28 protein-coding genes and 1 other RNA gene are annotated in these 25,601 nt (G+C 39.1%); 7 read left to right on the forward strand and 22 right to left on the reverse strand.

The window, feature by feature from the left end; all coding sequences use genetic code 11:
• Nucleotides 1-21: 21 nt before the first annotated feature.
• The 6 genes from pfkA to dnaE form a co-directional block, all read right to left on the reverse strand.
• Nucleotides 22-981, reverse strand: a complete 960-nt coding sequence (gene pfkA / locus V7161_RS02380) for a 6-phosphofructokinase (RefSeq protein ID WP_335442096.1) — start codon at nt 979-981, stop codon at nt 22-24.
• Between the two features lie 297 nt (nt 982-1,278).
• A complete protein-coding gene (accA, locus tag V7161_RS02385; RefSeq protein WP_335442097.1) occupies nt 1,279-2,256 on the reverse strand; it encodes an acetyl-CoA carboxylase carboxyl transferase subunit alpha in 978 nt (325 codons plus the stop codon).
• Nucleotides 2,253-3,128: an acetyl-CoA carboxylase, carboxyltransferase subunit beta gene (accD, locus tag V7161_RS02390; RefSeq protein WP_335442098.1), complete on the reverse strand. Its 876-nt coding sequence runs from the start codon at nt 3,126-3,128 to the stop codon at nt 2,253-2,255. The genes accA and accD overlap by 4 nt, the downstream gene beginning before the upstream one ends.
• Before the next feature lie 208 nt (nt 3,129-3,336).
• Nucleotides 3,337-3,903, reverse strand: a complete 567-nt coding sequence (locus V7161_RS02395) for a FadR/GntR family transcriptional regulator (RefSeq protein WP_420491555.1) — start codon at nt 3,901-3,903, stop codon at nt 3,337-3,339.
• A 56-nt stretch (nt 3,904-3,959) separates the two neighbouring features.
• Nucleotides 3,960-5,198, reverse strand: coding sequence for an NAD(P)-dependent malic enzyme (locus V7161_RS02400; RefSeq protein ID WP_335442100.1), 1,239 nt, complete (start codon nt 5,196-5,198; stop codon nt 3,960-3,962).
• Between the two features lie 115 nt (nt 5,199-5,313).
• A complete protein-coding gene (gene dnaE, locus V7161_RS02405) occupies nt 5,314-8,676 on the reverse strand; it encodes a DNA polymerase III subunit alpha (protein WP_335442101.1) in 3,363 nt (1,120 codons plus the stop codon).
• A gap of 156 nt (nt 8,677-8,832) precedes the next feature.
• On the opposite strand from dnaE, the gene V7161_RS02410 reads away from it, so the two are divergent.
• Together V7161_RS02410 and ytrI are read left to right on the forward strand one after the other, a co-directional pair.
• A complete protein-coding gene (locus V7161_RS02410) occupies nt 8,833-9,171 on the forward strand; it encodes a YtrH family sporulation protein (RefSeq protein WP_223591012.1) in 339 nt (112 codons plus the stop codon).
• A complete protein-coding gene (gene ytrI / locus V7161_RS02415; RefSeq protein ID WP_335442102.1) occupies nt 9,168-9,671 on the forward strand; it encodes a sporulation membrane protein YtrI in 504 nt (167 codons plus the stop codon). The genes V7161_RS02410 and ytrI overlap by 4 nt, the downstream gene beginning before the upstream one ends.
• 40 nt (nt 9,672-9,711) lie before the next feature.
• Here ytrI and V7161_RS02420 read toward each other — a convergent pair whose 3' ends face one another.
• Nucleotides 9,712-10,647 carry a DHH family phosphoesterase gene (locus V7161_RS02420; protein ID WP_335442103.1) on the reverse strand — a complete coding sequence of 312 codons (936 nt, stop codon included), beginning with the start codon at nt 10,645-10,647 and terminating at the stop codon, nt 9,712-9,714.
• Nucleotides 10,648-10,733: 86 nt separating this feature from the next.
• Between V7161_RS02420 and V7161_RS02425 the strand changes: the two genes are divergently transcribed.
• Nucleotides 10,734-11,042, forward strand: coding sequence for a YtpI family protein (locus V7161_RS02425; RefSeq protein ID WP_335442104.1), 309 nt, complete (start codon nt 10,734-10,736; stop codon nt 11,040-11,042).
• Nucleotides 11,043-11,094: 52 nt separating this feature from the next.
• Here V7161_RS02425 and V7161_RS02430 read toward each other — a convergent pair whose 3' ends face one another.
• The 3 genes from V7161_RS02430 to V7161_RS02440 all read right to left on the reverse strand — a co-directional run bounded on the left by V7161_RS02430 (nt 11,095) and on the right by V7161_RS02440 (nt 13,522).
• Nucleotides 11,095-12,414: a CBS domain-containing protein gene (locus tag V7161_RS02430; protein WP_335442105.1), complete on the reverse strand. Its 1,320-nt coding sequence runs from the start codon at nt 12,412-12,414 to the stop codon at nt 11,095-11,097.
• Nucleotides 12,415-12,526: 112 nt separating this feature from the next.
• Nucleotides 12,527-12,763, reverse strand: a complete 237-nt coding sequence (locus V7161_RS02435) for a hypothetical protein (RefSeq protein ID WP_335442106.1) — start codon at nt 12,761-12,763, stop codon at nt 12,527-12,529.
• 78 nt (nt 12,764-12,841) lie between these two features.
• Nucleotides 12,842-13,522, reverse strand: a complete 681-nt coding sequence (locus V7161_RS02440; RefSeq protein ID WP_335442107.1) for a metal-dependent hydrolase — start codon at nt 13,520-13,522, stop codon at nt 12,842-12,844.
• 178 nt (nt 13,523-13,700) lie between these two features.
• Here V7161_RS02440 and V7161_RS02445 point away from each other — a divergent pair, with 178 nt between their 5' ends.
• Together V7161_RS02445 and ssrS are read left to right on the forward strand one after the other, a co-directional pair.
• Nucleotides 13,701-14,798, forward strand: coding sequence for a M24 family metallopeptidase (locus V7161_RS02445; RefSeq protein ID WP_335442108.1), 1,098 nt, complete (start codon nt 13,701-13,703; stop codon nt 14,796-14,798).
• 50 nt (nt 14,799-14,848) lie between these two features.
• Nucleotides 14,849-15,045: non-coding RNA, 6S RNA (gene ssrS / locus V7161_RS02450), on the forward strand.
• Nucleotides 15,046-15,097: 52 nt separating this feature from the next.
• Here the strand turns inward: ssrS and ald are convergent.
• The 3 genes from ald to V7161_RS02465 form a co-directional block, all read right to left on the reverse strand.
• Entirely contained in the window at nt 15,098-16,216 is a 1,119-nt protein-coding gene (gene ald, locus V7161_RS02455) for an alanine dehydrogenase (RefSeq protein WP_335442109.1), read from the reverse strand.
• A 151-nt stretch (nt 16,217-16,367) separates the two neighbouring features.
• Complete coding sequence (locus tag V7161_RS02460; RefSeq protein WP_335442110.1) at nt 16,368-16,715, reverse strand: hypothetical protein; 348 nt, start codon at nt 16,713-16,715, stop codon at nt 16,368-16,370.
• Nucleotides 16,716-16,872: 157 nt separating this feature from the next.
• Nucleotides 16,873-17,031: a hypothetical protein gene (locus V7161_RS02465; RefSeq protein ID WP_335442111.1), complete on the reverse strand. Its 159-nt coding sequence runs from the start codon at nt 17,029-17,031 to the stop codon at nt 16,873-16,875.
• Between the two features lie 105 nt (nt 17,032-17,136).
• Between V7161_RS02465 and V7161_RS02470 the strand changes: the two genes are divergently transcribed.
• Complete coding sequence (locus tag V7161_RS02470) at nt 17,137-17,586, forward strand: universal stress protein (RefSeq protein WP_335442112.1); 450 nt, start codon at nt 17,137-17,139, stop codon at nt 17,584-17,586.
• A 113-nt stretch (nt 17,587-17,699) separates the two neighbouring features.
• Entirely contained in the window at nt 17,700-18,014 is a 315-nt protein-coding gene (locus V7161_RS02475; RefSeq protein ID WP_223591000.1) for a hypothetical protein, read from the forward strand.
• 31 nt (nt 18,015-18,045) lie between these two features.
• Here V7161_RS02475 and V7161_RS02480 read toward each other — a convergent pair whose 3' ends face one another.
• From V7161_RS02480 to sppA, 9 genes are all read right to left on the reverse strand, one after another.
• A complete protein-coding gene (locus V7161_RS02480) occupies nt 18,046-18,558 on the reverse strand; it encodes a MogA/MoaB family molybdenum cofactor biosynthesis protein (RefSeq protein WP_335442113.1) in 513 nt (170 codons plus the stop codon).
• A complete protein-coding gene (locus V7161_RS02485; RefSeq protein WP_335442114.1) occupies nt 18,555-19,397 on the reverse strand; it encodes an EcsC family protein in 843 nt (280 codons plus the stop codon). Before V7161_RS02485 ends, V7161_RS02480 begins: the two co-directional genes overlap by 4 nt.
• Nucleotides 19,398-19,485: 88 nt before the next feature.
• The gene (locus tag V7161_RS02490) at nt 19,486-20,676 is read right to left on the reverse strand and encodes an acetate kinase (RefSeq protein ID WP_335442115.1); all 1,191 of its coding nucleotides are present in this window, start codon (nt 20,674-20,676) and stop codon (nt 19,486-19,488) included.
• Between the two features lie 227 nt (nt 20,677-20,903).
• On the reverse strand, nt 20,904-21,887 hold the full coding sequence (locus V7161_RS02495; protein WP_335442116.1) for a class I SAM-dependent methyltransferase: 984 nt from the start codon (nt 21,885-21,887) through the stop codon (nt 20,904-20,906).
• Nucleotides 21,888-22,159: 272 nt separating this feature from the next.
• The gene (tpx, locus tag V7161_RS02500; RefSeq protein ID WP_335442117.1) at nt 22,160-22,660 is read right to left on the reverse strand and encodes a thiol peroxidase; all 501 of its coding nucleotides are present in this window, start codon (nt 22,658-22,660) and stop codon (nt 22,160-22,162) included.
• A gap of 136 nt (nt 22,661-22,796) precedes the next feature.
• On the reverse strand, nt 22,797-23,261 hold the full coding sequence (gene ytfJ, locus V7161_RS02505; RefSeq protein ID WP_335442118.1) for a GerW family sporulation protein: 465 nt from the start codon (nt 23,259-23,261) through the stop codon (nt 22,797-22,799).
• A gap of 17 nt (nt 23,262-23,278) precedes the next feature.
• Entirely contained in the window at nt 23,279-23,953 is a 675-nt protein-coding gene (locus V7161_RS02510) for a DUF2953 domain-containing protein (RefSeq protein WP_335442119.1), read from the reverse strand.
• Between the two features lie 70 nt (nt 23,954-24,023).
• Nucleotides 24,024-24,449 carry an RDD family protein gene (locus V7161_RS02515; protein WP_335442163.1) on the reverse strand — a complete coding sequence of 142 codons (426 nt, stop codon included), beginning with the start codon at nt 24,447-24,449 and terminating at the stop codon, nt 24,024-24,026.
• A 59-nt stretch (nt 24,450-24,508) separates the two neighbouring features.
• Nucleotides 24,509-25,516, reverse strand: coding sequence for a signal peptide peptidase SppA (gene sppA / locus V7161_RS02520; protein ID WP_335442120.1), 1,008 nt, complete (start codon nt 25,514-25,516; stop codon nt 24,509-24,511).
• Between the last annotated feature and the right edge of the window lie 85 nt (nt 25,517-25,601).

A 25,601-nucleotide genomic window follows, 5' to 3' on the forward strand; every position in this document is an offset into this window, starting at 1 on the left:
TCCTCCGATACTACAAAATAGTTAAATAGATAATTCTTTTGATAGCTTATACAACTCAAGATCTAATACATGCTTCCGGCCTAATGCTTCAACAATGTCATAATCAACAAGCTGATTATTTTCGATTCCTACGGCCCGGCCGCCTTTTCCTTCAATAAGGAGCTCAACTGCTCTTGCTCCCAATCTGCTCGCTAATACTCTGTCAGCAGCTGTCGGGGACCCGCCGCGCTGCATATGCCCCAACACTGAAACCCGAGTATCAAAGTTCGTTAATTCTTGAAGCTCCTTGGCAAATTCCACGCCGCTGCAGACACCTTCAGCAACAATGATGATACTATGCTTTTTCCCACGTTCTTGTCCTTTACGGAGCCTGTCTGCTACTTCATTCATGTCATAATTCTCTTCAGGAATAAGAATGGTTTCTGCACCACCGGCTAATCCTGCCCATAGAGCAATATCCCCTGCGTCCCGGCCCATTACTTCAATGACAAAAGTTCTTTCATGGGATGTAGCAGTGTCACGAATTTTATCGACTGCATCTATAACTGTATTTAATGCCGTATCAAAACCAATTGTAAGTTCTGTTCCAGGAATATCATTATCAATCGTTCCAGGAACACCGACACATGGATAGCCAAGCTCTGTCAATGCCTTCGCCCCACGGTATGAACCATCACCGCCAATAACAACAAGGCCTTCAATCCCATGGACATTCAGCTGCTCAATCCCTTTTAGCTGGATATCTTTTGTTTTAAATTCCGGACACCGTGCTGAATGCAGCATTGTACCACCACGATGAATAATGTCCCCAACAGAACCAAGCTCTAATTTTTTAATATTTCCACAGATTAATCCGGAATACCCGCCATAAATACCATAAACATCAACGTTATGATATATTGCTTTTCGAACAACTGCGCGGATGGCTGGATTCATCCCTGGGGAATCTCCACCGCTCGTAAGTACCCCAATTTTTTTCATGGATATCACCTCATTATCAAAATAAAAAAATTATGTAATCATTCATTGAAAGAAACACAGAATATGCCAAAATACCTTCTTTTATTATTCACATAAAACCCTTGAATATTAATAAAATAACATGAAGAAATAGCCATAACAACCCAATCGTATTAGTAATTACAATAGACAGAATAGTTAGTAAACTGGAAACGTTTTATACTTAAGTGTAAGCGTCATCATTGTCTTTTCCTTGAAATTTTCATGTTTTTTTATTGAACTGGTGAAAAAAAATCGTGCCCCAATGAGCACGATTTTTTACTTAACTCCAATAAGATCATTGATTAAAGCAAATTCACCGATTGAGCGGAATCGATTGTACCGATCGGAAATTAATTCATCCTCAGATAATTTTAACAGTTGCTTTAATGAGGCGCTAAGAATCTTTTCAATTTCTTCCGCCTGCTTTTGAACATCCTTATGAGCACCGCCCTTTACTTCAGGGATGATAGCATCAATTACACCGAGCTCTTTCAAGTCAGGAGCGGTAATTTTCATCGTCTCTGCGGCATTTTTAGCGAAAGAGGCATCCTTCCATAAAATTGCGGCTGCCCCCTCTGGGGAAATAACCGAGTAGGTAGAGTTTTCAAGCATATAAATGCGGTTCCCTACTCCAAGAGCCAAGGCCCCGCCGCTGCCGCCTTCTCCTATAACAATACAAATAACGGGTACCTTTAAACCAGCCATCTCAAACAGATTGCGAGCAATCGCTTCACTTTGGCCCCGTTCTTCTGCAGCTTTCCCTGGATAGGCACCTTTTGTATCAATAAAGCAAATAATTGGCCGATTAAATTTATCTGCCTGCTTCATTAAGCGAAGGGCTTTTCTATAGCCCTCAGGATGTGGCATCCCAAAGTTCCGGCGAATGTTTTCCTTTGTGTCTTTTCCCCGCTGATGGCCAATGACGGTAACCGGAAGACCATTAAATTTTGCTATTCCGCCCACAATCGCTTCATCATCAGCAAAAGTGCGATCACCATGACATTCAAAGAAATCTTCAAACAGGAAGGAAATATAATCCAGGGTTGTCGGTCTATTCGCGAGACGAGCGATTTGGACCCTATCCCAAGGTTTAATATTCTCGTAAATATCCTGTTCAAGCTTTTCTAAACGTCCCTCTAATTTTTTAATTTCAGAGCTTAAATCCACATCAGCGTTTTTTGTGAATTCCTTTAATTCACTGATCTTCTTCCTTAGCTCCACTACCGGGCGTTCAAATTCCAATTCTCCGATCATGCCAGTTCACCCCCTGGTTGATGAATATCTAGAATGGTTGAGATTTTCTCTACCATGTCAAGCCTTGAAATAATTGCATCCAGCTGACCATGCTTTAATAGAAACTCTGCTGTTTGAAAATCCTCAGGTAATTCTTCACGGATTGATTGCTCTATGACTCGCCGTCCGGCAAATGCAATTAACGCGCCTGGTTCAGCGAGGTTGTAATCCCCTAATGAGGCAAAGCTTGCCGAAACGCCGCCTGTTGTCGGATGGGTCATAATGGAAATAATTAAGCCGCCGTTGTCGCTGAATTTTTTTAAAGCAACACTCGTCTTTGCCATTTGCATCAAGCTTAAAGCACCCTCTTGCATTCTAGCACCGCCAGAAGCTGTAAAAATGACAAAAGGTACACCAAGTTCATCTGCTTTTTCAATTGCAAGTGTAATTTTCTCACCAACAACTGATCCCATACTACCCATTCGGAAGGATGAATCCATGATGGCTACGACTAATTTATGTCCGCCAACTGACCCTATTCCCGTAACAACCGCTTCATTTAATTGACTTTTTTGCCGGTCCTTTTCAAGCTTTTCCAAATAATCAGGAAAATTAAGTGGATTTTTGGAAATCATATTTTCATTAATTTCTTCAAAGCTTCCCTCATCAATAAAGCTATCGATTCGTTCTTTCGCATTCATCGGAAAATGATGTCCACAATGTAAACAAACCATTAAATTTTTGGAAAGTTCCTTTGAGTACATGATTTTCTTACATGTAGGACACTTCGTCATTATTCCTTCTGGAACATCACTTTTCGCTGCTTCTGTCGGTATCGTTGCATATTTTTTCTTTTTTGTTTGGTTTTTTGTAAAAAGATCTTTAAGCGCCAAAATTAAACCTCCCTGGTTCGCTTCTGCATTATGGGACGATTCCCCACTATATTCTATTCAGAAGTCTTTCTATCTTATTTAAACTTCATACGTTTATATTCACAAAAGTGGTCAGACCACTAGATGATTTAAAATTCCCTTAAAAAATTGGGCTTGTACAGAATTCACTATAAAATAAAAAGAGTTCAAAATTTGTTAATTCTTGTCGTTAGAATGAAGACAAATTTCTTAAGTTGAAGTATGCAGAAAGTGTTTTTGCTTCATCTTTATCAGCTAATCCATTTAGCAAAAGTATATAGTCTTCAAACTTATAGGTACCCTGAATGGGGTTTAAAGAATAATAATACTCTTTTAAGATTAACCAAATCCTCAAGAAGAGGTGATTGTCAGACATTTCGATGATTCGGTAAAAGAACTCATCATCTGTAAAATGTTCTTCTTTATTAATCCAATCATGCAAAATGGCTAAATGATGATCGTCCATCCTTTGAAGGACCAAACGAAGACAATCCATCTCGATATAGTTTTTAGTTTCGAACACATCCCGTTTGGCTTTTTCATCCTGTAAAATAAATGTGCCGAGAAGCTGGACCAGCTGATGACCGCGAAAGTCTCTGATAAATGTTCCTTCACCGCGGCGTGTTTCAATTAAGCCAAGTAATTCTAATGCTCTTAATGCTTCCCGAACTGAAGAGCGCCCGAAATTCAGGCGCTCTGACAATTCTCGTTCTGAAGGGATTTTATCTCCTGGTTTCAGTCCATCAATTGTAATCATTTCTCGTAATTGCTTTACAATCTCTAAATAAACCTTTGAGCTTGTCACTAATGGAATCACTCACTTTTGCCAATCAAAGCGAGCCTTTGTGTTTTTTCTTTCACTTCTTCCGGGTCTACTTTTATGCGGGCGACACCTGTTTCCATCGCAGCTTTTGCGACTGCTGCTGCGACATTTGGAGCAACCCTTGGATCAAATGGAGCTGGAATAACATAATCTGCATTTAGCTCATCTTCATGGATTAATTCAGCGATCGCTTCCACTGCCGCCACTTTCATTTTTTCGTTAATATGTGTAGCACGAACATCAAGGGCACCGCGGAAAATTCCTGGGAAGGCAAGTACATTGTTTACTTGATTTGGGAAATCAGAGCGGCCAGTTCCTACTACTTTCGCTCCAGCTTCTTTTGCATCAACAGGCATAATTTCTGGAACTGGATTAGCCATCGCAAAAATGATTGAGTCTGGATTCATGGATGCTACCATTTCTTTCGTTAGAGCCCCAGCAACGGATACTCCAATAAAGACATCGGCACCTTTAATAACATCTGCAAGGCTGCCAGATAGATTGTCGCGATTTGTATATTTTGCTACTTCTGCTTTTACATTGTTCATGCCTTGAGGGCGGCCCTCGTAGATGGCACCCTTCGTATCACACATAATGATATCTCTTACACCATAGCTATATAATAATTTAATAATAGCAATCCCAGCAGCCCCTGCACCATTTGCAACGACTTTAATTTCTGTCATTTTCTTGCCAACAAGCTTTAAGGCATTGACTAGACCTGCAACGGTTACAATTGCAGTACCATGCTGGTCATCATGAAAGATTGGGATATTGGCTTCTTTTTTCAGTCTTTCCTCAATTACAAAACAATTTGGAGCTGCAATGTCTTCAAGATTTACGCCGCCAAAGGTTGGCTCAAGTAACTTAACAGTTTCAACAATTTTATCAACATCTGTAGTGTTTAAGCAAATTGGAAAAGCATCGACTCCGGCAAAGCTTTTAAATAACACTGCTTTTCCCTCCATTACTGGGAGAGCCGCTTCCGGACCAATATTTCCAAGTCCAAGAACCGCTGTGCCATCAGATACTACGGCAACCATGTTTCCTTTCATGGTATAGTCGTATACGGTTTCTGGTTTTTCATAAATCTCTTTACATGGTTCGGCTACACCTGGTGAATAAGCTAGGCTTAAATCATTCGCATTCCGAACTTGCACTTTTGATTTTGATTCTAATTTGCCCTTGTTAATCCGATGCATATGTAATGCTTCTTCACGTAAAGTCAAGACATGTCACCCCTCGAATAGTTACAAAAAAATGATTAGAACATCCTGTTATATTGGTGGTCAGACCACACTTGTCTATTTATCACTATAACATATCTACGATGGTTGTAAAGAATTAATCTTTTAGCACAACATTATCTGAACCGAGAATAGTCCTTAATTGATCTAATAAAATTGAGGTTGGATTAACATTATTTTCTGATCCTAATTTAATGGTTTTACGGGTTGTTTCATAATGCAATACAACTGATGTTTCCCCTTTATTTTCCTTTAAGACATGATTAATTTGCTTAAGCGAAGTTTCATCCTGTTTTCCACTGACAATTTTCAAATACAAAACGGATTGGTTACCTATTTTGGTTTCTAGCCACTGTTCTAAATCATATACTTGTTGAATGATAAACTGCCGTTTTCCGTCCCGTTCTTCTATTTTCCCCTCCAGCCAGGCAAATTTCCCCTGCCCTAATAATAGCGAAGCTTTTTTATACACATTGGGGAATGCGACTGCCTCCATTTCTCCGCTGCCATCACTCACCATTAAAAATGCCATCGAATCCCCTTTTCTTGTACGAATGGACTTCAATGAGGAAATATAGACTCCTACACCCACTCTTCGCTGATCAGTTTTAAGATGAAACAGCACCTGCGCACCCATCTTTTTTAAATTCTTTTCGAAAATAGAAATCGGATGATCTGACAGGTAGAGTCCAAGTGCTTCTTTTTCAAAGTATAGTTTATTTTCCTGAGTGATAGGATCGACCTCAACATATTTCGGCTTAAGATTAAATTCTTCCTCAAATAAATCAAATTGATTAGAATCATCTGGTTTGAATATTTGGGCATGTTCTATGGCAACATCCAAACTGGCAAGCAGTATGGCACGATCCTCGCCAAATTCATCGAAGCTTCCGGAATGAACGAGAGACTCCAGTGTTTTCCGATTTATTGCTTTCGAGGAAACACGAATACAAAAATCAAATAAGTCCAGAAACTTCTTTGTTTTTCTTATTTGAAAAATTTCTTTTAAAGCGGTGCCGCCAACGCTTTTAATCGCTGCAAGGCTATAGCGGATGGCCCCTTTTTCAACTAAAAAGGAATAACCGCTCTGATTAATGGACGGGGGCAGAATGACGATATCCTTCTGCTTCGTTTCCATTATGTATTGCGCGATTTTCACCTCATTTCCAATAGCAGATGTCAGTAATCCAGCCATGAAATACACTGGAAAATTTGCTTTTAAATAGGCAAGCTGATACGCAATCATACTATAGGCTACAGCATGGCTTCTGTTGAATCCATAATTGGCAAATCGAACAATTAAATCATAAATGTCATTGGCGAGTGACAGATTGTATCCTTTTTTAAGTGCTCCCTGAACAAAATGATGTCGCTCTTTGTCCAGTACCTCTTTTTGCTTTTTCCCGACAGCCCTTCTTAACAAATCGGCTTCCCCAAGTGAGAACCCAGCCATTTTCGAAGCAATTTGCATGATTTGTTCTTGGTAAACAATGACGCCATATGTATTCTCAAGAATTGGCTGGAGATCTGGATGCGGGTATTCGACTGACTGCCTTCCATGTTTCCTGTCAATAAACAGCGGGATATTCTCCATTGGGCCTGGCCGATAAAGTGCATTAACTGCAACAATATCTTCAAATCTTGATGGCTTTAACCGTGTTAAAACCTTTCTCATCCCTTCTGATTCCAGCTGGAAAATTCCTGTCGTTTCCCCTTTAGACAATAGGTCGAAGACAGTTGGATCCTCTAATGGAATCGACCTGATATCCAGATTCGTTCCTGTATGACGTGATATAGAAGATAAAATGGATTCTATAAGCGATAGATTCCGAAGTCCTAAAAAATCCATCTTTAGCAAACCAATCTCTTCTAAATGTTCCATTGAATATTGGGTTAGATAGACATTGTTAGAGCCCTTTTGAATCGGAACTAACTCTATGAGCTGCTTTTCACTTATAACCACCCCTGCGGCATGCGTCGAAGTATGGCGGGGCAACCCTTCCAGCTTTAATGCTGTTTCAAAAAGTTTTCGATTGATCGAAGATTCCTGGACAAACCGCTGGAAACCCTCTGATTCATTGTAGGCAGATTGGATATTAATTCCTAACCGAGAAGGGATAAACCTCGATAATTGCTCGAGCTCTTTTGAATTCAAGCCGAATACTCTGCCGACATCTCTTAATGCTGCCTTGGCAGCAAGTGTCCCAAATGTAACAATTTGCGCGACATGAAGTTCTCCGTATTTCTTTGCAACATATTCAATTACCTCATCACGGCGATGGTCTGGAAAATCGATATCTATATCGGGCATAGAAATCCGCTCTGGATTTAAAAATCGTTCAAATAACAAATTATGTGTTAATGGATCGACATCGGTAATATATAAAACATATGCAACTAGAGATCCTGCAGCAGACCCCCTTCCAGGGCCTGTTAATATTCCATTTTCACGGGCATATTTCATAAAATCCCAGACAATTAAAAAATAATTGCTAAACTTCATTCGTTTAATTACTTCTAATTCATAGGATAACCGGTTATAGTACTCTTCGTTAGAAGAGGAAAAGCGTTCGAGAAGGCCTTTTTTACAAAGCATTTCAAGGTATTCCTCTGCGGGTATCCCATTTTCCGTCGGATAAGTCGGTAAATAGGTTTTATTTAATTCAATATTTACCTGACATCTATCGGCAATATTCAAAGCATTTTCTAAAGCTTCTGGAACCTCTGAGAAAGCATCTATCATTTCTGCTGTGGTTTTTAAATAGAATTGATCACTTCCCAATTTCTCCCTATGATCATCCTGCAATTTATCACCATTCTTAATCGCCAGCAAACATTCGTGAGCAAAGGTATCTTCTTTTTCTAAATAATGGACACGATTGGAGGCAACCACGGGGAAATTCATTTCTCGCGAAATGGACTGAAGCTGATTCCGGATAGTTAACTCTTGCTCAAGCTGATGATTTTGGAGCGATAAGAAAAAGTTGCCGCTGCCGAAAATAGCGGTTAATTTTCTAATTAATGCACGTGCCGAATCCTCGCTGCCCTTTAATAAAAGCTGTTCGATTTCGCCCTCAAGTCCCGGTGTAATGGCAATCAGCCCATCAGAATAATGCTTTAGCCATTTTAGCGGTATCCCATTTTCTACTTTTGTTTGAACAGCACTGGATATTTTTAAAAGATTTTTAAAACCACGTTCATTTTCGGCAAGTAGCACGAGCGGATATGCTTCGTTTTCATTTATCTCACTAGCAACATCCACGGTTAAGCCGATAATCGGTTTTATATTATGCTTTTTACAGAGCTTATAAAATTCAATGGTGCCATACATCACATTTCTGTCGGTTAAGGCAAGTGCCCGAAATCCCTTTGATTGGGCGTTTTTGATTAATTCCGGGACAGAAGCCGTACTTGTCAACAAACTATACGCACTATATACATGAAGGTGAATAAAAGACATAAACGTCACACCCTTATAAATTATCTCACTATCTATTATAGGACTTCATACTAAAAAAGGAAAATATGTTCTCATTTTTTTAAGAAATAACATAATCACAAAGGTTTGTCCATATAGATGAATATAAGGACTATTTTTATAGGGGCGGATGAAGGAATGAAAGAAATTGGTTTTTTTCCTGCGTTTATTGAAAGCTATTTTATTGCCTTAGGAGTCATTCTTGGAGGAGCATTGATTGGAGGGATTGCTTCTTTTTTAACTGGACAACCTCCCTTAACTACGGTTTATCGCTTATCTTCTGCACTACGAATCTGGGCGATCGTCGCGGCGATTGGTGGAACCTTTGATACCGTGTATAGCTTTGAGAGAGGAATCCTTAATGCAGAAACAAGAGATCTTTTTAAACAATTTTTACTTATTCTTTCGGCATTAGGCGGCGCTCAGACTGGTGCGCTTATCATCAATTGGCTGACTCAGGAGCATATTTCATCATGAGAATCCCTCCCTATTACCGGAGGCCCTCCTGGCAGCGATTTTTTTCTGGAATGGTGATTGGCGGCGCGATTAGCTGGTGCATTTTTTTATATATACATGGAGTTTGGCAGGAGAAGTATTCAAAACAAATCCTTAGTCTCCAGGATAATATTTCTGATTTAAATAAAGAAAAGAAAATTTGGCAGGAAGAATATAAGGAGTTAAACAAGCGGAACTTAGAAAAAATCACAGTTCAAAAAATAAACATTAAAATCACAAATTATGAAAAGTATAAGCTTGATTATTTTAGTATCTTTCAAACAGAAGAGGCTGTTAGGGATGAATTAAGTATCATGCTGGCCAAGGACTTAGACACTGTATACAAAAGCAAGGACCTCTTGAAAAAAATCATTGAAAACAAGCCATTGAAAATCAATGAAAAGAGATATAAGCTCAAGGTTAAGGAAATGGTCATTTATACCACCCTCTCTATTCAAGTAGAGCTGCAATTCGACGAATAAAAAAATCGGTCCATTGAAGGGGACCGATTTTTTATTTGAATTAACCCTTACATACTTCTTCTAATTCTTTGAGGACTTGGCTTACCTCATCCCATGAATAGATGGACGCACCGGCTGCAAGCGGATGGCCGCCACCTTTAAACTTTCTGGCAACCGTATTAATGACAGGGCCCTTTGAGCGTAAACGCACGCGAATTTGGTCATTTTCTTCAATAAAGAAAACCCATGCTTTAATCCCTTTTACATCTCCTAAAATCCCAACAAGAAGAGATGCCTCAGCCGGCCTTGCATCGTATTCGGCTAATAATTCTTTTGTTAACTTCACAGAGGCTACGCCGTTCTCATGTAACCCGAAGTTTTGTAATATGTACCCTTTTAGCTTAATTATATTGGCATCCAATTCGTACATTTTATCAAATAGCTCAGTCCGTGAGAAATTGTAATGAATTAATTCCCCAGCATAGGTGAATGTCTTTTCTGTTGAACTAGGAAACAGAAATCTTCCTGTATCCCCGACAATTCCAGCAAACAACAGCCGTGCCGCTTCATCATTCATTTTCAAACCTTTATCTTTTCCATACAGATAAAATTCATAAATCATTTCACTGCATGAACTTGCGCTCGTTTCGACCCATAATAAGTCACCATACGGGTCTTCATTTGGATGATGGTCAATTTTAATGAGCTTATCTCCTAAAGTATAGCGCTTATCACAGATTCTTTCTTGGTTGGCTGTATCACAAACAATGACTAAAGCGCCTTTATAGACCTCATCCTCAATCACATCAAGCCGGCGCATATAGTGCAGGGTCGGTTCTTCTTGGCCAATTGCATAAATCTTTTTCTCCGGATAGGATGCTTGCAGAATAGCAACTAATCCACCTTGGGAGCCATAGGCATCTGGGTCGGGGCGCACATGACGATGGACAATAATCGTTTCATATTGTTCAATCGTTTCCAAAATTTTCTCTTTCATACGATCTCCTTTTTACAACGAAATATGGCGTTTTTTAAAAATAAAAGTTACAATAATAGATGATTTTAAACATGGAGGAACAGATCATGCTAGTTTTTGCCTTTTTAATCGTCATATTATTTGCTTTTTATTTATTTTATAAAACAAAATACATTCGAAGCAACCGTTTAGTCGAAAAGAAATGGCTTTCTGCTAAATCAAATATTGCCCTAGGGCTTTTCGTTTTCTTTTTTGGGATAAATTCCTTATTTGTATCTCAGTCAACAGGCACTTACATTGTTGCCGCAATTTTTATTATCTATGGAGCTTTATTCAGCTGGATAGGATACAAAAAATACAAACATTACCTGCCTTTTGCCATTGAGGAAGCAAAAGAGCTTGATATGCAAAAATAAAAGATAAAAGCCGCTTCGTTCATAGGAAGCGGCTTTTATTTGGTCAATATTATTAAGTTCTATCTATTAGCTGGCACATCATCATCGCTTTTCCAACTAAGACGCCTTCATTGAACACCTCTACATCCACTTTCCCGAACTTACGGCCTACTTCCAGTATTTTTGGGAAAATTTCCAGCCTGCTTTCCATTTGAACGGGTTTAATAAAGTAGATGGTCATGTTCTCTACTACGAGGTCCCCTTTTTTGTAGCTTCTAAGCACTCGATTCGCAGCATCCGAAACAATGGTCGTGAACACACCATAGGAAATCGTCCCAAGATGGTTCGTCATTTGCGGGGTTACTTCGCAAGAAAATACATCTTCCCCTTTTGCCCTTCCCTGCATTAACACCATCTGATTGGTTACGATATCATCAATCGTTTCTCCTACTTGAGGCTGTCTTTGGTTCATTTGAAGTGCTTTTAAGACATCCTGCCTGCTGATCAAGCCTTCTAAACGGTTGGAGTCATCCGCAACTGGAAGAACCTCAATTCCTTCCCACACCATCATATGGGCAGTGGAAGCAACACTCGTCTTCCCATTTACAGTCATTGGATGTTTGGTCATAATCTTATCGATAGAAGTATCTGCATCTTGACCTAACACATCCTTACTCGTCACCATTCCTTGAATCTTCATGTTTTGGTCGACTACAGGATAACGGCTATGTGTCGTTTGCTGATTTAATTCATGCCATTTCGACACTTTATCAGAGGTTTTTAAAAAGAAGGTTTCAGAAATAGGAGTTAAAATATCTTCCACCAAAATAATTTCTTTTTTGATTAACTGGTCATAAATAGCCCGGTTTATCATTGTGGCAACCGTAAACGTATCATAACTGGTGGAGATGACCGGCAGTTCCAGTTTATCGGCTAATTTTTTAACATGGTCCTCCGTATCAAATCCACCTGTAATAAGGACAGCTGCACCAGCCTTTATGGCAAGTTCATGGGCCTGTGTCCGGTTCCCGACAATTAACAGATTGCCAGCCTCAGTGTAGCGCATCATAGCCTCTAATTTCATTGCACCAATAACAAATTTATTAAGGGTTTTATGCAATCCTGCTCGTCCGCCTAGAACCTGACCGTCAACAATGTTTACCACTTCGGCAAATGTAAGCTTTTCAATATTTTCCTTCTTTTTTCGTTCAATTCTAATCGTTCCAACTCGTTCAATCGTGCTGACATAGCCTTTATTTTCTGCTTCTTTAATTGCACGATAGGCTGTTCCTTCACTTACCGTCATCGCCTTGGCGATTTGCCGCACTGATATTTTTTCACCGATTGGAAGTCCATCAATATATTGTAATATTTGTTCATGCTTAGTAGCCAAGACCTTCACCCTTTATAATCAAATTCCAATCTATTCTGTCAAGATTAGCAAATTACGTATAAATTTTATTATAAAGTTTAAAAAGCCTTGATTCAATGCGGTTTCTCACTGATTAATGAAAAGAGCGAGATTTTTTCTTTAATTTCTGAGATTGGATTTTTTGAACAGTTTTCTTAGGGCTATATAAGATCCCTGTTAAATTCCCTGACATTACAATTAATGCAAAGGCCAGCCAGACAATAGAAAAAGCACCCTCTATCCCCTCAGCATGAAGCGATAATCGCGGTACAGCAAAATAAAGCATAAATCCGCAGAGCAACAGGCATAGTAAATATCTATTTTTCTTCAACTTTCTTCCTCCTTCATAAGTGCTTGTTTCATTTTTATGCATTGGGGAGGAAAAAAAGTATGCGAAAGCCTAGGAACTTTATAATTCTATTGCTTCTCCAGGATTTAACACTCTGCCATTTTTTGAATCCAGCATTTCAATAAATTGATATGGATCCTGTTTGATTGGCGGGAAGGTATTATAGTGCATTGGAACAACTGTTTTTGCATTCAATAGTTTTGCTGCAAATGCAGCATCTTCAGGCCCCATTGTAAAATTATCACCGATTGGCAAGAAGGCGAGGTCAATTGGGTGACGTTCTCCTATTAATTTCATATCAGAGAATAAGCCGGTGTCACCGGCGTGGTAAACCGTTTTGCCTTCATTCATAAACAGAATTCCAGCAGGCATGCCACAATAGACGATTTGTTTGTTTTCTAGCGTATAGCTCGAACCATGAAACGCCTGCGTCAGCTTCACTTTCCCAAAATCAAACTGATAAGCACCGCCAATGTGCATGGCATGGGTATTTACTCCTTGCCAGCTTAAAAATTCAGAAAGCTCAGCGTTAGCGATGACAAGGGCATTATGTTTTTTGGCTAATTGCACGGTATCGCCGACATGGTCACCGTGGCCATGTGATAAAATGATAACATCTGGTTTTACATCCTCTACTTTTAAATCTGTCAATGAGTTTCCTGAAATGAATGGATCGATAATAATTGTTTTCCCATTCGAATTAATTTGTACAACTGAGTGGCCATGATAAGAAATTTTCATTTTTAATCCCCTTTCAAAATTGGTCTATTATGTACTTCCATAAAAAGTTTGGATTTCCTTCCTCATTTATATCCACAACTGTCCTCTTTTAGCACATGCTAAGGTCAGATAGTTTACAATTACTTTTAATATTGATAATCTCATAGTGGATTTGAAATTTTTAGGGGGGCTCCAAATAATGAATCAACGTTTAGAAAAACTTCAGACATGGATGAAGGAAAATGATATTGAAGTTAGCTTCCTAACCTCTTCTGAAAACGTATTTTATTTAAGCGGTTATTATACTAACCCACATGAACGCTTGCTTGCGCTTGTTATTTTTCAAGAGCAAGAGCCGTTTCTTGTCTGTCCGGCTATGGAAGTCCATGATGCTAGACGTTCCGGCTGGGAGCATGAGATCATTGGCTTCAGCGATATCGAAAATCCGTGGGAAATGGTGTTAAATGCTATCAATAAGCGGATTAATGCTGTTGCAAAGGTTGCAATTGAAAAAGAGCATATGAATGTAGAGCGATATGAACATCTTTCAAGACTATTCCCTGGTGCAGCATATGTTTCTGCGGAAGAAAAATTAAGAATTCTTCGAATGGTTAAAGATGCTAAGGAATTAAAGATTATCGAAGAAGCGTGTGCCTTAGCGGATTATGCCATTGAAGTCGGTGTAAGTGAAATTAAAGAGGGCCGGACAGAGCTAGAAGTACTAAATGCGGTTGAGTATGCTCTTAAGCAAAAAGGCGTGACCGAAATGTCCTTCTCAACGATGGTTTTGACTGGCGCAAATGCAGCTTCCCCTCACGGCAATCCTGGGACAACGAAAATCCAAAAAGGGGATTTAGTTTTATTTGATTTAGGTGTCGTCGTTGATCGCTATTGTTCTGATATAACTAGAACGGTTGCATTTGGTGATATAAACGATAAGCAAAAGGAAATTTATGATACCGTGTTAAAAGCACAGCTTGCTGCGGTTGAAGCAAGTAAGCCTGGTGTGTCGGCAGCTGAAGTCGATTTAACGGCACGCAGGATTATTGCGAATGCAGGTTATGGCGAGTATTTTCCACACCGCTTGGGACATGGACTAGGAATCAGCGTTCATGAATATCCGTCATTAACGGAGACTAATCAGCTAATTATTGAAGAGGGCATGGTTTATACCATTGAACCTGGGATATATGTTCCAAATGTTGCCGGTGTCCGGATTGAAGATGATTTGTTCATTGGAGCAGATGGCGCTAAAGTTTTAACGAAATTCCCGAAAGAGCTTCAGATTATTAAGTAATTGGATTTGTTTTACATTGAATTGTACGGCTAAATGGTGTATTATACAAATACAAGCTGCGTTGTACGTAATAATAATAAAGTTTTAACCTTATAAGCTGTAATAGGGAGTTTAAACATCGAAGCCGGAATGACAAGCCTCTGTCTATAAGACATGGAGGACACGCAGAAAAGCTTCTGAGAACACCCACTTTGAGGAGTGGTGGTTTAAAACTTTCTTATATAGATACGGCAAAGGCGGCTACATATGTTTTAAACATAAAACCAGTTCCATTTTGGAACTGGTTTTTCTATTATTATTTATTTTTCCAGCAATGTTCTCGTATCTTTGAATTCAAGTCCGTGTGCCTCTGCGACTGCCTCATAGGTAACAAACCCACCAAGTGTGTTGATTCCTTTTAGCAATGCTTCATTATTTAGACATGCCTTCTGATAGCCTTTATTGGCAATTTCTACGGCATATGGAACAGTTACGTTTGTTAAGGCAATAGTTGAGGTTCTAGGTACCGCGCCAGGCATATTGGCCACCGCATAATGGACAACTCCATGTCTCTCATAGGTTGGATTATCATGCGTCGTAATTCGGTCTGTTGTTTCAAAAATGCCTCCTTGGTCAATTGCGATATCTACGACCACACTGCCTGGCTTCATTGATTTAATCATATCCTGTGTTACAAGCTTGGGTGCCTTCGCCCCAGGGATGAGAACCGCACCAATAACTAAATCAGATTCCTTTACCGCTTCGGCAATATTATAAGGGTTAGACATTAATGTTGTTACATCTGAACCAAAAATATCATCTAGTTGGCGTAGTCGGTCAGGATTTAAATCAATAATTGTTACCTTAGCTCCTAATCCTATCGCCATTTTAGCGGCATTTGTGCCAGCTACTCCTCCGCCAATTATCGTTACAGTTCCCCTTTGAACACCAGGAACACCGGAGAGAAGAATTCCCTTACCTCCATAAACCTTTTCTAAAAATTGAGCACCAATCTGGGCAGCCATTCTCCCTGCTACTTCACTCATCGGCGTCAATAACGGAAGACTGCGGTTTGCTAGCTGAACCGTTTCATAGGCAATCCCGACGACTTTTTTTTCAATTAACGCTTTCGTCAATTCTGGTTCAGGTGCTAGATGTAAATATGTAAATAGTATTAATCCTTCACGAAAGTATTTATATTCACTTGGAAGCGGCTCCTTAACCTTCATTACCATTTCCATCGACCATGCTTCTTCAGCTGTTTCTACCAATTTCGCACCAGCGGAACTATAATCTTCATCTGTAAAGCCAGAGCCGAATCCAGCGCCTTTTTCGATCATTACTTCATGACCAAATTTCACAAGATTCACGACTCCTGCAGGTGTCATGGCTACACGGTTTTCATTGTTTTTTACTTCTTTAGGTACTCCAATCCGCATGTGATTACCTCCAAATAATGTTATCATTTCTAAAATAAACCAAGACTATTTTATTATAACCCTTTTCATTAGTAAGATGTAACAACAAGCAGTGATAAGAAAGATACAGGAAACAAAAGCCTCGCCAAGAAGGCAAAGCTTTTATATTTGCTTAATACCAGTATGGATATCCGTATCCGTAATCGTATGGATATCCGTATCCGTAACCGTATGGATATCCGTATCCGTAACCGTATGGATATCCGTATCCCCAAGGGCCTGCTAAAAGAGCTCCAGCAGCTAATCCACCTAAGAATGGTAAACCAAATCCCCATGGTCCAAAGCCAAAGCCAAATGGACGGCCAAACCCGAAGCCAAACGGTCTACCGAATCCAAAGCCAAACGGTCTACCGAATCCAAAGCCAAATGGACGGCCAAATCCGAAGCCAAATGGACGTATCCTCTCGTCTCCTGGATTCACCATATCGTAATTCGCATCAATGGGCATTCCTGTAGTCATTTTTTTCCTCCTCATTTTATTTATAAATTGCACACTAAAGAATATGCAACTGCTAAACCAAATTCTTGGGTAAATGCCCTTCTAATACGAAATTCCCAAGACATTTGTCCAGTAAAAAAGACTATCCAATTCAGGACAGTCTCTTTCTTTTTCGTGCTTATTCTTCAACTGACGTAAAATCCTCACTATCAGCTAGCGCAGTTCCTTGATCTATAAAACCCGTATTGTATGAATCAAAAATTTGCTCACTAACTTCATTTGCCCCTTGTTCATCAAACTCAAATGAAAACTGCTTATTAGGGTCACGATTAACCATCAAATAATTCTTCCTTTCAATGTAAGATTCCTAATTATTGTTCGAAAAATTGCAACAGTTATACGTTGTTAAATTTTGTATAATAAAGGTGAGGAGATGATGATCATGGGACTTAGATATCAAAATATTTTAGTCGCAGTCGATGGTTCGAAGGAAGCTGATTGGGCATATAAAAAAGGAATTGAAATTGCCAAAAGAAATAATGCCAAACTACTTTTAGTTCATGTAATCGACACAAGATCATTTGCATTAGTAGAAGCCTACGATACTGTCATTGGTGATCGGGCAGAAAAGCTGGCCAAGGATATGCTTGAAAACTATCAACAACAGGCAATGGATGCTGGTTTACCAGAAGTTCAATATGAAATTGATTTTGGCTCTCCTAAGGTTAGAATCCCTAGAGAATTAGCTAGAAAGCACAAGGTTGATTTAATCCTTTGTGGTGCGACTGGAATGAATGTTGTAGAAAGGTTCTTTATCGGAAGTGTCTCAGAACATATTACCCGGTATGCTCCATGTGACGTTCTTGTTGTCCGTACAGAAAAAGAAAGTTAATAACAAAAAGGCACGAAACAAATCGGGTTTCGTGCTTTTTTAATAGTTTTATCGTGAATGAATAATAGATGTGTAGTACAATTAATATAACTACTCAATCTTGGAGGCAAAAAATGAAAGAGCATTTTTCTTTCGATGAACGTCTTGGTATTTACTTGCCTGATTTAACAAATGAATGGGATGAATATAGTAAAGAAACCCAGCAAGACATTTTATTTAATTGGGAACAAATCCGCGGCTCCATTCCTGACCGGATTGCCGATCTCGAAAACGATATCAATCATAAACAAGCACAGCTTTCCGATGAAAGTGACTTCAAGCGTTCATGTCAATTAAATACGGAAATAGCAGATTTGGCCTCAATTATTAATGATTTATGGTTATGGTTCCGTGCAAACCAAAGTTTATCTGCTAAATCCCATCACTAAAAAAACTCCCGAAACAGGGAGTTTTCTCATTTTATAAATCTTTCTTTATTTCTCTCACCACATGGCCAAGTTCAGGCAGAATTAATTTATTCATTGCTAACTTAACAGCACCTGTTGAGCCTGGCGTCGAGAATACAGCTTTATTTTGGACCACTCCGGCAATCGCTCTTGAAAGGATGGCTGAGGCTCCAATATCCTCTTGATAACTTAGCATCCGGAACAATTCACCGAAGCCGACAATTTCCTTCTCTATAAGATTTTGAACTGTTTCAATTGTAACATCGCGCTTGGCGATTCCAGTTCCGCCATTCGTTAAAATGACATCGATGTCATCACGACTGCAGCCTTTGAGGATTTCCGTTTCAATAGGCGCCGTTTCGTCTTTTACAATCACATAGTCTACAATCTTATGCCCTGCTTGTTCAAGTAAGTCGATCATCAGCTTTCCGCTTTTATCTGTATCCTTCTCTCTTGTATCGCTGACCGTGATGACCTTGCAATTTACTGTTTTAGGCGCTTCTTGTTTATGCTCGTTAGTGCTCATTCAAAAAACTCCTCTTTTTCCATTAGATAGCGAAGTTGATAATATTTATGGGCCAAATCTGTTACATTTTTTGTTAATTGATAATTTGCACCAGCACCAATGGCCATGCTGATTAGTGGAACCCCTTGGATCAGTTTTTTGCGAAACAAGGCAATCACCATCGCTTTTAATAATTGTTGGACAGGCTGCTCAAGCCAGGTGATATCGGTGATTTCTTCCTTGCCTTCATAAAAATAAGGATCACCATTAGCTTCTATGTCCTCCATCAAGGAGGACCACCCGTCTTTTTGAATTCTCGAGGGCAATGTTGCCGTATGAAAAACCTTAAGTGATGACATCATTTCGTATGGGGAATTCACTTCAAACCCGTAGACACACGCAATTAATTGAACCGCTCTTAAATTAATCACCGCCATTGCGGGAATATCGGTTCCCAATAGGAGCGGACCACCAGTACCTGCAAATCCCCCTTGGACAAACGAATACAAACGGTGCCTCGCTATTTGCTGGTCAGCTATGTATTGCAATTGATCAATCTCTAATTGTTTTAAATCTTCTATTTTTTCGATACCCTTCCGAAAAGTTCTCCCCGAAGAAAGAATTCTGTTCTTCGCATCCATTTGAAGCTGGGAACCCTGGATAATTCCATGTAAATAAAACAACCAGCTATCTATGACCGAAAAAAACTGTCTTTGAACATCCTCAGGCAGTAAGGAAAAGGAACGTTCTAAATATTTTTCATATGTTAAACGAAAATCGCTTGCTTCATAGTTAAGTATTTTCTTTTCCCATTCGCGAATATCATTCAAGACTCTGCTCTCGCGGTCAGTCAGCTGCATGTTTAGGTTCCTCCTTTTTTATATCTTTTACCATCAGTATAGCACAAAGAAAGGCAAAAGCAGTTATCTGCCTTTGCCTTTTTGATGATTAAATGGCCGCTAAACGAACAACGTCTCTTGCGATCATAACTTCTTCATTTGTTGGAATGATGATGACCTTAACTGGAGAGTGAGGGTAATTAATAAAAGCTTCCTCACCTCTGACTTTATTTAGAGCAGGGTCCCAATAAACACCCATAAATTCAAGACCTTTTAAGACATTTTCTCTAATGACATCACTGTTTTCGCCAATACCTGCTGTAAAAATTATCGCGTCAACGCCATACATACGTGAAGCGTATGAACCGATATATTTATGAATGCGATTTGCAAACACATCCAGGGCAAGCTGTGCCCGGTTATTTCCTTGCTTTGCCTGGATTTCAATATCCCTTAAATCGCTCGAGAAGCCTGTTACACCTAACATACCACTCTTTTTATTTAATACATCAAGTACTTCTTCAACTGATTGCCCGGTTTTTTCCATAATATATGGAATAAGCGCAGGGTCAATATTTCCGGAACGAGTTCCCATTGTTACTCCTGCAAGAGGTGTAAAGCCCATGGATGTATCAATCGACTTTCCGCCCTCAATCGCTGCAATACTTGCCCCGTTTCCTAGGTGACACGAAATTAATCGAAGCTGTTCTACAGGACGACCTAATAGTTCAGCAGCACGCTGGGATACATATTTATGTGATGTTCCATGAAAACCGTATTTTCGAATTCCAAATTTTTCGTAGTATTCATATGGAAGACTGTAAAGGAATGAACTCTCTGGCATTGTTTGATGGAAGGCTGTGTCAAACACCGCAACAGCTGGAACATCTGGAAGCACACGCTTAAAAGCCTGGATTCCTGTGATATTTGCTGGATTATGCAAAGGCGCTAACTCGGATAATTCTTCAATTTTTCCCATGACTTCATCCGTGATTAGAATCGAATCATTAAATTCCTCTCCACCATGTACGACACGGTGGCCAATTCCTTCAATTTCATTAAGTGAAGCAATAATACCAAGGGTAGTTAGTTTATCCAAAATCATTTTTACAGCCACTTCATGATCTGGTATATCAATAGTTTCTTGTACTTTTTCACCGTTTACTGTGATATTAAAAATAGAATCTTTTAAACCAATACGTTCAATAAGACCCTTTGTAATTACATTTTCACTTGGCATTTCAAACAATTGAAACTTTAAGGACGAACTTCCTGCATTAATTGCAATAACTTTTGCCATTTTGCTGACGCTCCTTTTATATAACAACATCGGATGAAGAATACGAAATTAATACAACTTTATTTTGTGCAAACCGACCTTGTTTCTTTCTCTCAAGTCCTCATTAAATCACTGTATAATTCACATTTCAAGAAATAATTTAGCTGGGAACGTTTTCAGCAAAAATATAATTATATTCAAATTAATCGAATAATCAAAAAGGATAAAACCGGCTGTTTTTACCGATTTTATCCTTTATTTTCTTGAAACCATTTTTCCATTTTTGTTAAAATTTTATCCATTTCTGCTGCCGATGACAAACTTGGCAGATCAACAAGAAGCGCTTGCTTTGGCGGTTGGACGTCTTCTCCTTTTTTCTGCAAAATTAAGATGCTCTTTGCCGCATTTTTATTTTTAAACATACTTGTCGGCAGTTGAAGCAATCCCTGGATGATAACCTGATCTTTAAAATATTCCCGCAGCTGGGCAGCTTGTTCACTTTCAAACAGTCCATTCGGAATGATGAAGAATAAATAGCCTCCAGGCTTTGTGTGCCGGACACTTTGCTCAATAAATAAATGATGGGCAAAAGAATGGCCTTCTTCTGCTTTTAGTTGATATTCTGCTGCTCTTACATCATTTGGATAAAATCCAACTGGCAAGTCCGCGATGACGGCTTCAACAGGATCAATGAATAACGGCTCAAGGCTGTCTTGATTAAAAAGCTGGACTGGATGTTCCTGTAAATTAGCATTGACATAGGCAAGCTTAATTAAAAGATCGTCAATCTCAACACCAATGGAGGCTACATTTTTATTTAGCTGATTTAGAACTGTCGTTAATAAATTTCCGGTACCAACAGCCGGATCCAGCAATCGGAAGCTTGATTGTTTCAAAAATCTATCAACAAGATAGCCTACAAGCATTCCGACAGTATCAGGGGTCATTTGATGATTGGGCTGAACATTTTCCTTCATCCCTTTTAGAATAACCAGCTGATAGGCTTTGCGGATTTCCTCATTCGAAAACTTTTGTAAATGAATTTCTTCATATTGCTTCTTCAACCTTTTAATGGTTAATTCACTTAGTTCCTCCTGAAGAATAGCTCCTTGAAATAAATTCTCCCCTGTTTCAGCCAGGGCTTCTAGGTAGGTACAATCTAATTCTTCTTGCAGAATAAGAGCTGTTTCATTGAATAAAGTAAATAACTGTTCTGTTGGAGTTATTTTCATTTTTGATACTCCCCATTTATAAATTTCCTTACTCATTTTAAACGAAAAATAAAAATTTAAACAACTAAAAAGGCCCCGCCAATTGACGAGACCTTAATTTTCTTGGCTTTGTTAAACTTAGCTGTTGATTTGCGCTCCGGGCACTTCGCGCACCTTAGGGCGTGCCGGGGAGCCTCCTCGGCCCCGTACTCCCGCAGGAGTCTCGCGCCCTCCACTCCAATCAACGAGTTTCAAAATCAAAAATGTGCTTTAACACAGCCATTAATTTAGATTTATTTTGCAGCTTTTGCTGCTTCAAGTGCTGCTTCATAGTTAGGGTGGTTGGTAGCTTCACTTACATATTCTACATATGTAACTGTGTCGCTTGAGTCCACAACAAAAATGGCACGAGTTAATAATCTTAATTCTTGGATTGCGACGCCATATGCTTCACCAAATGAAAGGTCACGGTGATCTGATAATGTTTGTACATTTTCGATTCCAGCTGCTGCACACCAGCGCTTTTGTGCAAACGGAAGATCATTGCTGATGGTTAAGATTTTAACGTCTCCTAAAGAATTAGCTTCTTCATTAAAACGGCGAGTTTCTGCATCACATACACCAGTATCCAGTGAAGGTACTGAGCTGATTAAACGAACCTGCCCCTTTGTATTGTCTAAAGTAACAGCAGATAAGTCATTTGCAAGCACGGAGAAATTTGGAGCTTTGTCTCCTACTTTTACTTCATTACCAAGTAATGTAACCGGGTTCCCCTTGAAAGTAACATTTGCCATACTAACATCCTCCTTTGATTATGTACAGTGTAAATATATCTTTTCAGAATTATTTTTGCAATTATAAAGCTTTGTGATAGCTCATTTCATGAAAAAAGTTAATCTTCCTCGTTCGTTGGAAGATTAACCTTTCTCATTATAAATCTAAATCATGTTTAGTCTGATGGTTAGTTTGTTGCCTTCCATCATCTCTTTTTGAGAACATTTGCTGAATTTTATCGACCGCCTGCGGTGCGACTTCTAAAATCTTTTCATATAAATGGGTACTTTCGTCTAAGTGAAGCATTTTGACTCCATGCGAGTTAACAATTAAAAAGGCGATTGGTGTAATGGATACGCCGCCGCCGCTACCGCCGCCAAATGGCAGCTTGGCTTGCCCCTGACTTTGCCCTTGTTCTTGTTTTTGGCCTCCGGACTGGGAACTATCCATTTTAAACTCACTGCCCCCGGCAGCAAATCCAAATCCAACCTTTGAAACTGTTAAAATGACACTTCCGTCTGGGGTTTCTACTGGATCCCCTATAATCGTATTTACATCAATCATTTCTTTCAAACTTTCCATTGCCGTTGTCATTAAGCCTTGAATTGGGTGATCGGACATGAAGGTATCCTCCTCGTTCAAATAGATTTCACTTTTTCATCTGAAATATTTGCTTTGCTTTTGAAGTGCGGTTTCCCGCCCTTCCAGAATTTAATCAGTTTTAATCCTGCTAGAATAGCTTGCCCGATTCGAAACTGAAAAATACATGTTAACTGGGTGTGAATAACAACTGCTTGAAAATGCGGGGTAACCGTCAATTGTGGCATTTCTTTTAGCTTTAAAAAATGGCTCAGCAGTCCAATAATACCCCCTTTTACCGCCCATAACGCACCTGTCGCCATTCCCGTATGTGCAGCATCGCCAACCCCAATCATCGAGTGCCACTCGAATTTTTTTATCGTGACTTTCCGAAAGAACTTCCTCACGATCACATGCATTCCAAAAACATGCTTCAGCATTTCTTTCGTATTTTGTAGATTCGTAAGCATATCATTCGGAGTAATTTGTTTTACATTTTTATCGGATGAATTGTCTTCTACGACGATGCTTGGGGAGTTATCATCCACCTTGATTAATGGAATATGTTTTTTATATTTAATTAATCCGAACCAAATCCTTAACTCTACCTTTAAATCATCATTGTCGTTATGGTGATAATAATTTACAAGAATCGTTAATTTAGAAAATATGATAAGGATAAATAAGAGCAACAAGATAGACAGGGCAAGCAGCAGCCAAAACAAAATATTCACAACCTTTCCGACTGTTAGTATTTCCTATTCACAAAAAAAACTATCAACATTGTAGTTGATAGTTCTATTTTTAGCGATCGGCATGAATGACTGTAGTGTCAGTGAAAAGATCATGTATTCCTTGTTTTTTAGGTAAAAAAGCGACAATGAGGTATCCAAGGATTGTTGTTGCTGAAATAAACCGGCCAATCCATTCACGAAACAGTATGGTTCCCCATGTTAATTTTTCTTTATTTAATTCAATTACTTTAAGTCCAAACACCATTTTCCCGAGCGTTTGATTGAAGTATTTTGTCATCAGCACGAAATACAAATAAAAGATGACAGCAGATGCAATAGAAATGGGGGCAAACATATTCAATTCGGATAACGATAGATCAAGACCGCGAAAGACTGGCTTGATTAAAATGCGCCCGATACTGCCGATAACGATTAAATCAAGGAGATAGGCCCAGAATCGCATCCAAAAGCCAGCATAGCGAACCTGCCTATTCATTCTCTCTAAAACTACATGCTCGCCGGCAAAGTAATCATTCGATTCCATTTATAGACCCCCTATTCAGAATAAAGATACATGAGACGCGGCGAATTAGGCCTGGAAAGTAATTTTAAAAGACCTGTCATTTCAACGCGATCACCCATCCATTTTTTTGCTGTTAAATTGAATAAGGAACCTATTCCGAGGTCATCTGTATAACGCACCACCTTGACACCTTTAAGCTTTTCATTTCTTTTCATCTCCGAGATGACATCATCTAAATAGCCGAATCCATCGATAAGATTTAAATCCTTCGCCTGCCGGCCATCATAGACTCGGCCATCTGCAATCTTTTTAACTTGCTCTTCAGTCATATGACGCCCTTCAGAAATTACTTTGACAAAGCCATCATATGAATTTTCAATCATTCGTTGTAAAATTTGCCGTTCTTCATCCGTCATTTTTCTAGTTGGGCTCATGATATCCTTATATTTGCCGCTTTTTATCGTTACAAAATCCACACCGTATTTATTTGCCAGTCCTTGATAATTGATACCTTCCATGATTACCCCAAGGCTGCCCGTAAGAGTTTCAGGGCTGGCATAGATTTTCTTCGCTGCCGTTGAAATATAATATCCTCCCGATGCTGCCATGGAGCCCATCGATATATATACTGGTTTTTTCGTATCCCTTTGGATTTCCATTAATCTATCATGAATTTCTGCGCTTTCTACCACCCCGCCTCCAGGAGAATTTACTTTAATAATGATTCCTTTAACTGTATCATCCTTTTTAATATAATTTAGCTTCTTCATAAACTCCTGGTGGTTATAACCTGGGCTTTGTAAAATCGATTCTGAATCCCCTGTGTCCTGGATTACTCCATTTACATCAAGGATGACGATTTTCTTTAATTCGCTTCCGTTTTGAACCACTTCCTCTGAATATGGCTTATCAGAATTCATCAAGTCATTTATATCTGTTTCAATTCCTTTAAAAGCAAAGGATGATAATAGATTAATGATGACTGATCCAATAAATAAAACGGCTGCAATTCCAAGTGCGGCCCAGCGTTTTCCAGTCAATGTATTTCCCCCTTTTGTCAAAACTCTGAACTTTTACGTTCATTCATTCATATTGTTTCTTAAACATGCTAAACTAAATGCATTA

Source organism: Neobacillus drentensis, from assembly GCF_036965425.1.
GTDB lineage: Bacteria > Bacillota > Bacilli > Bacillales > Cytobacillaceae > Neobacillus > Neobacillus drentensis_F.

Excerpts from the sequence above, each read along its gene's own strand:
- pfkA (WP_335442096.1), bottom strand. The coding sequence starts at position 981 with ATGAAAAAAATTGGGGTACTTACGAGCGGTGGAGATTCCCCAGGGATG.
- accA (WP_335442097.1), bottom strand. The coding sequence starts at position 2,256 with ATGATCGGAGAATTGGAATTTGAACGCCCGGTAGTGGAGCTAAGGAAG.
- V7161_RS02395 (WP_420491555.1), bottom strand. The coding sequence starts at position 3,903 with ATGATTACAATTGATGGACTGAAACCAGGAGATAAAATCCCTTCAGAA.
- dnaE (WP_335442101.1), bottom strand. The coding sequence starts at position 8,676 with ATGTCTTTTATTCACCTTCATGTATATAGTGCGTATAGTTTGTTGACA.
- V7161_RS02410 (WP_223591012.1), top strand. The coding sequence starts at position 8,833 with ATGAAAGAAATTGGTTTTTTTCCTGCGTTTATTGAAAGCTATTTTATT.
- ytrI (WP_335442102.1), top strand. The coding sequence starts at position 9,168 with ATGAGAATCCCTCCCTATTACCGGAGGCCCTCCTGGCAGCGATTTTTT.
- V7161_RS02420 (WP_335442103.1), bottom strand. The coding sequence starts at position 10,647 with ATGAAAGAGAAAATTTTGGAAACGATTGAACAATATGAAACGATTATT.
- V7161_RS02425 (WP_335442104.1), top strand. The coding sequence starts at position 10,734 with ATGCTAGTTTTTGCCTTTTTAATCGTCATATTATTTGCTTTTTATTTA.
- V7161_RS02440 (WP_335442107.1), bottom strand. The coding sequence starts at position 13,522 with ATGAAAATTTCTTATCATGGCCACTCAGTTGTACAAATTAATTCGAAT.
- V7161_RS02445 (WP_335442108.1), top strand. The coding sequence starts at position 13,701 with ATGAATCAACGTTTAGAAAAACTTCAGACATGGATGAAGGAAAATGAT.
- ald (WP_335442109.1), bottom strand. The coding sequence starts at position 16,216 with ATGCGGATTGGAGTACCTAAAGAAGTAAAAAACAATGAAAACCGTGTA.
- V7161_RS02460 (WP_335442110.1), bottom strand. The coding sequence starts at position 16,715 with ATGACTACAGGAATGCCCATTGATGCGAATTACGATATGGTGAATCCA.
- V7161_RS02465 (WP_335442111.1), bottom strand. The coding sequence starts at position 17,031 with ATGGTTAATCGTGACCCTAATAAGCAGTTTTCATTTGAGTTTGATGAA.
- V7161_RS02470 (WP_335442112.1), top strand. The coding sequence starts at position 17,137 with ATGGGACTTAGATATCAAAATATTTTAGTCGCAGTCGATGGTTCGAAG.
- V7161_RS02475 (WP_223591000.1), top strand. The coding sequence starts at position 17,700 with ATGAAAGAGCATTTTTCTTTCGATGAACGTCTTGGTATTTACTTGCCT.
- V7161_RS02480 (WP_335442113.1), bottom strand. The coding sequence starts at position 18,558 with ATGAGCACTAACGAGCATAAACAAGAAGCGCCTAAAACAGTAAATTGC.
- V7161_RS02485 (WP_335442114.1), bottom strand. The coding sequence starts at position 19,397 with ATGCAGCTGACTGACCGCGAGAGCAGAGTCTTGAATGATATTCGCGAA.
- V7161_RS02490 (WP_335442115.1), bottom strand. The coding sequence starts at position 20,676 with ATGGCAAAAGTTATTGCAATTAATGCAGGAAGTTCGTCCTTAAAGTTT.
- V7161_RS02495 (WP_335442116.1), bottom strand. The coding sequence starts at position 21,887 with ATGAAAATAACTCCAACAGAACAGTTATTTACTTTATTCAATGAAACA.
- tpx (WP_335442117.1), bottom strand. The coding sequence starts at position 22,660 with ATGGCAAATGTTACTTTCAAGGGGAACCCGGTTACATTACTTGGTAAT.
- ytfJ (WP_335442118.1), bottom strand. The coding sequence starts at position 23,261 with ATGTCCGATCACCCAATTCAAGGCTTAATGACAACGGCAATGGAAAGT.
- V7161_RS02515 (WP_335442163.1), bottom strand. The coding sequence starts at position 24,449 with ATGAATAGGCAGGTTCGCTATGCTGGCTTTTGGATGCGATTCTGGGCC.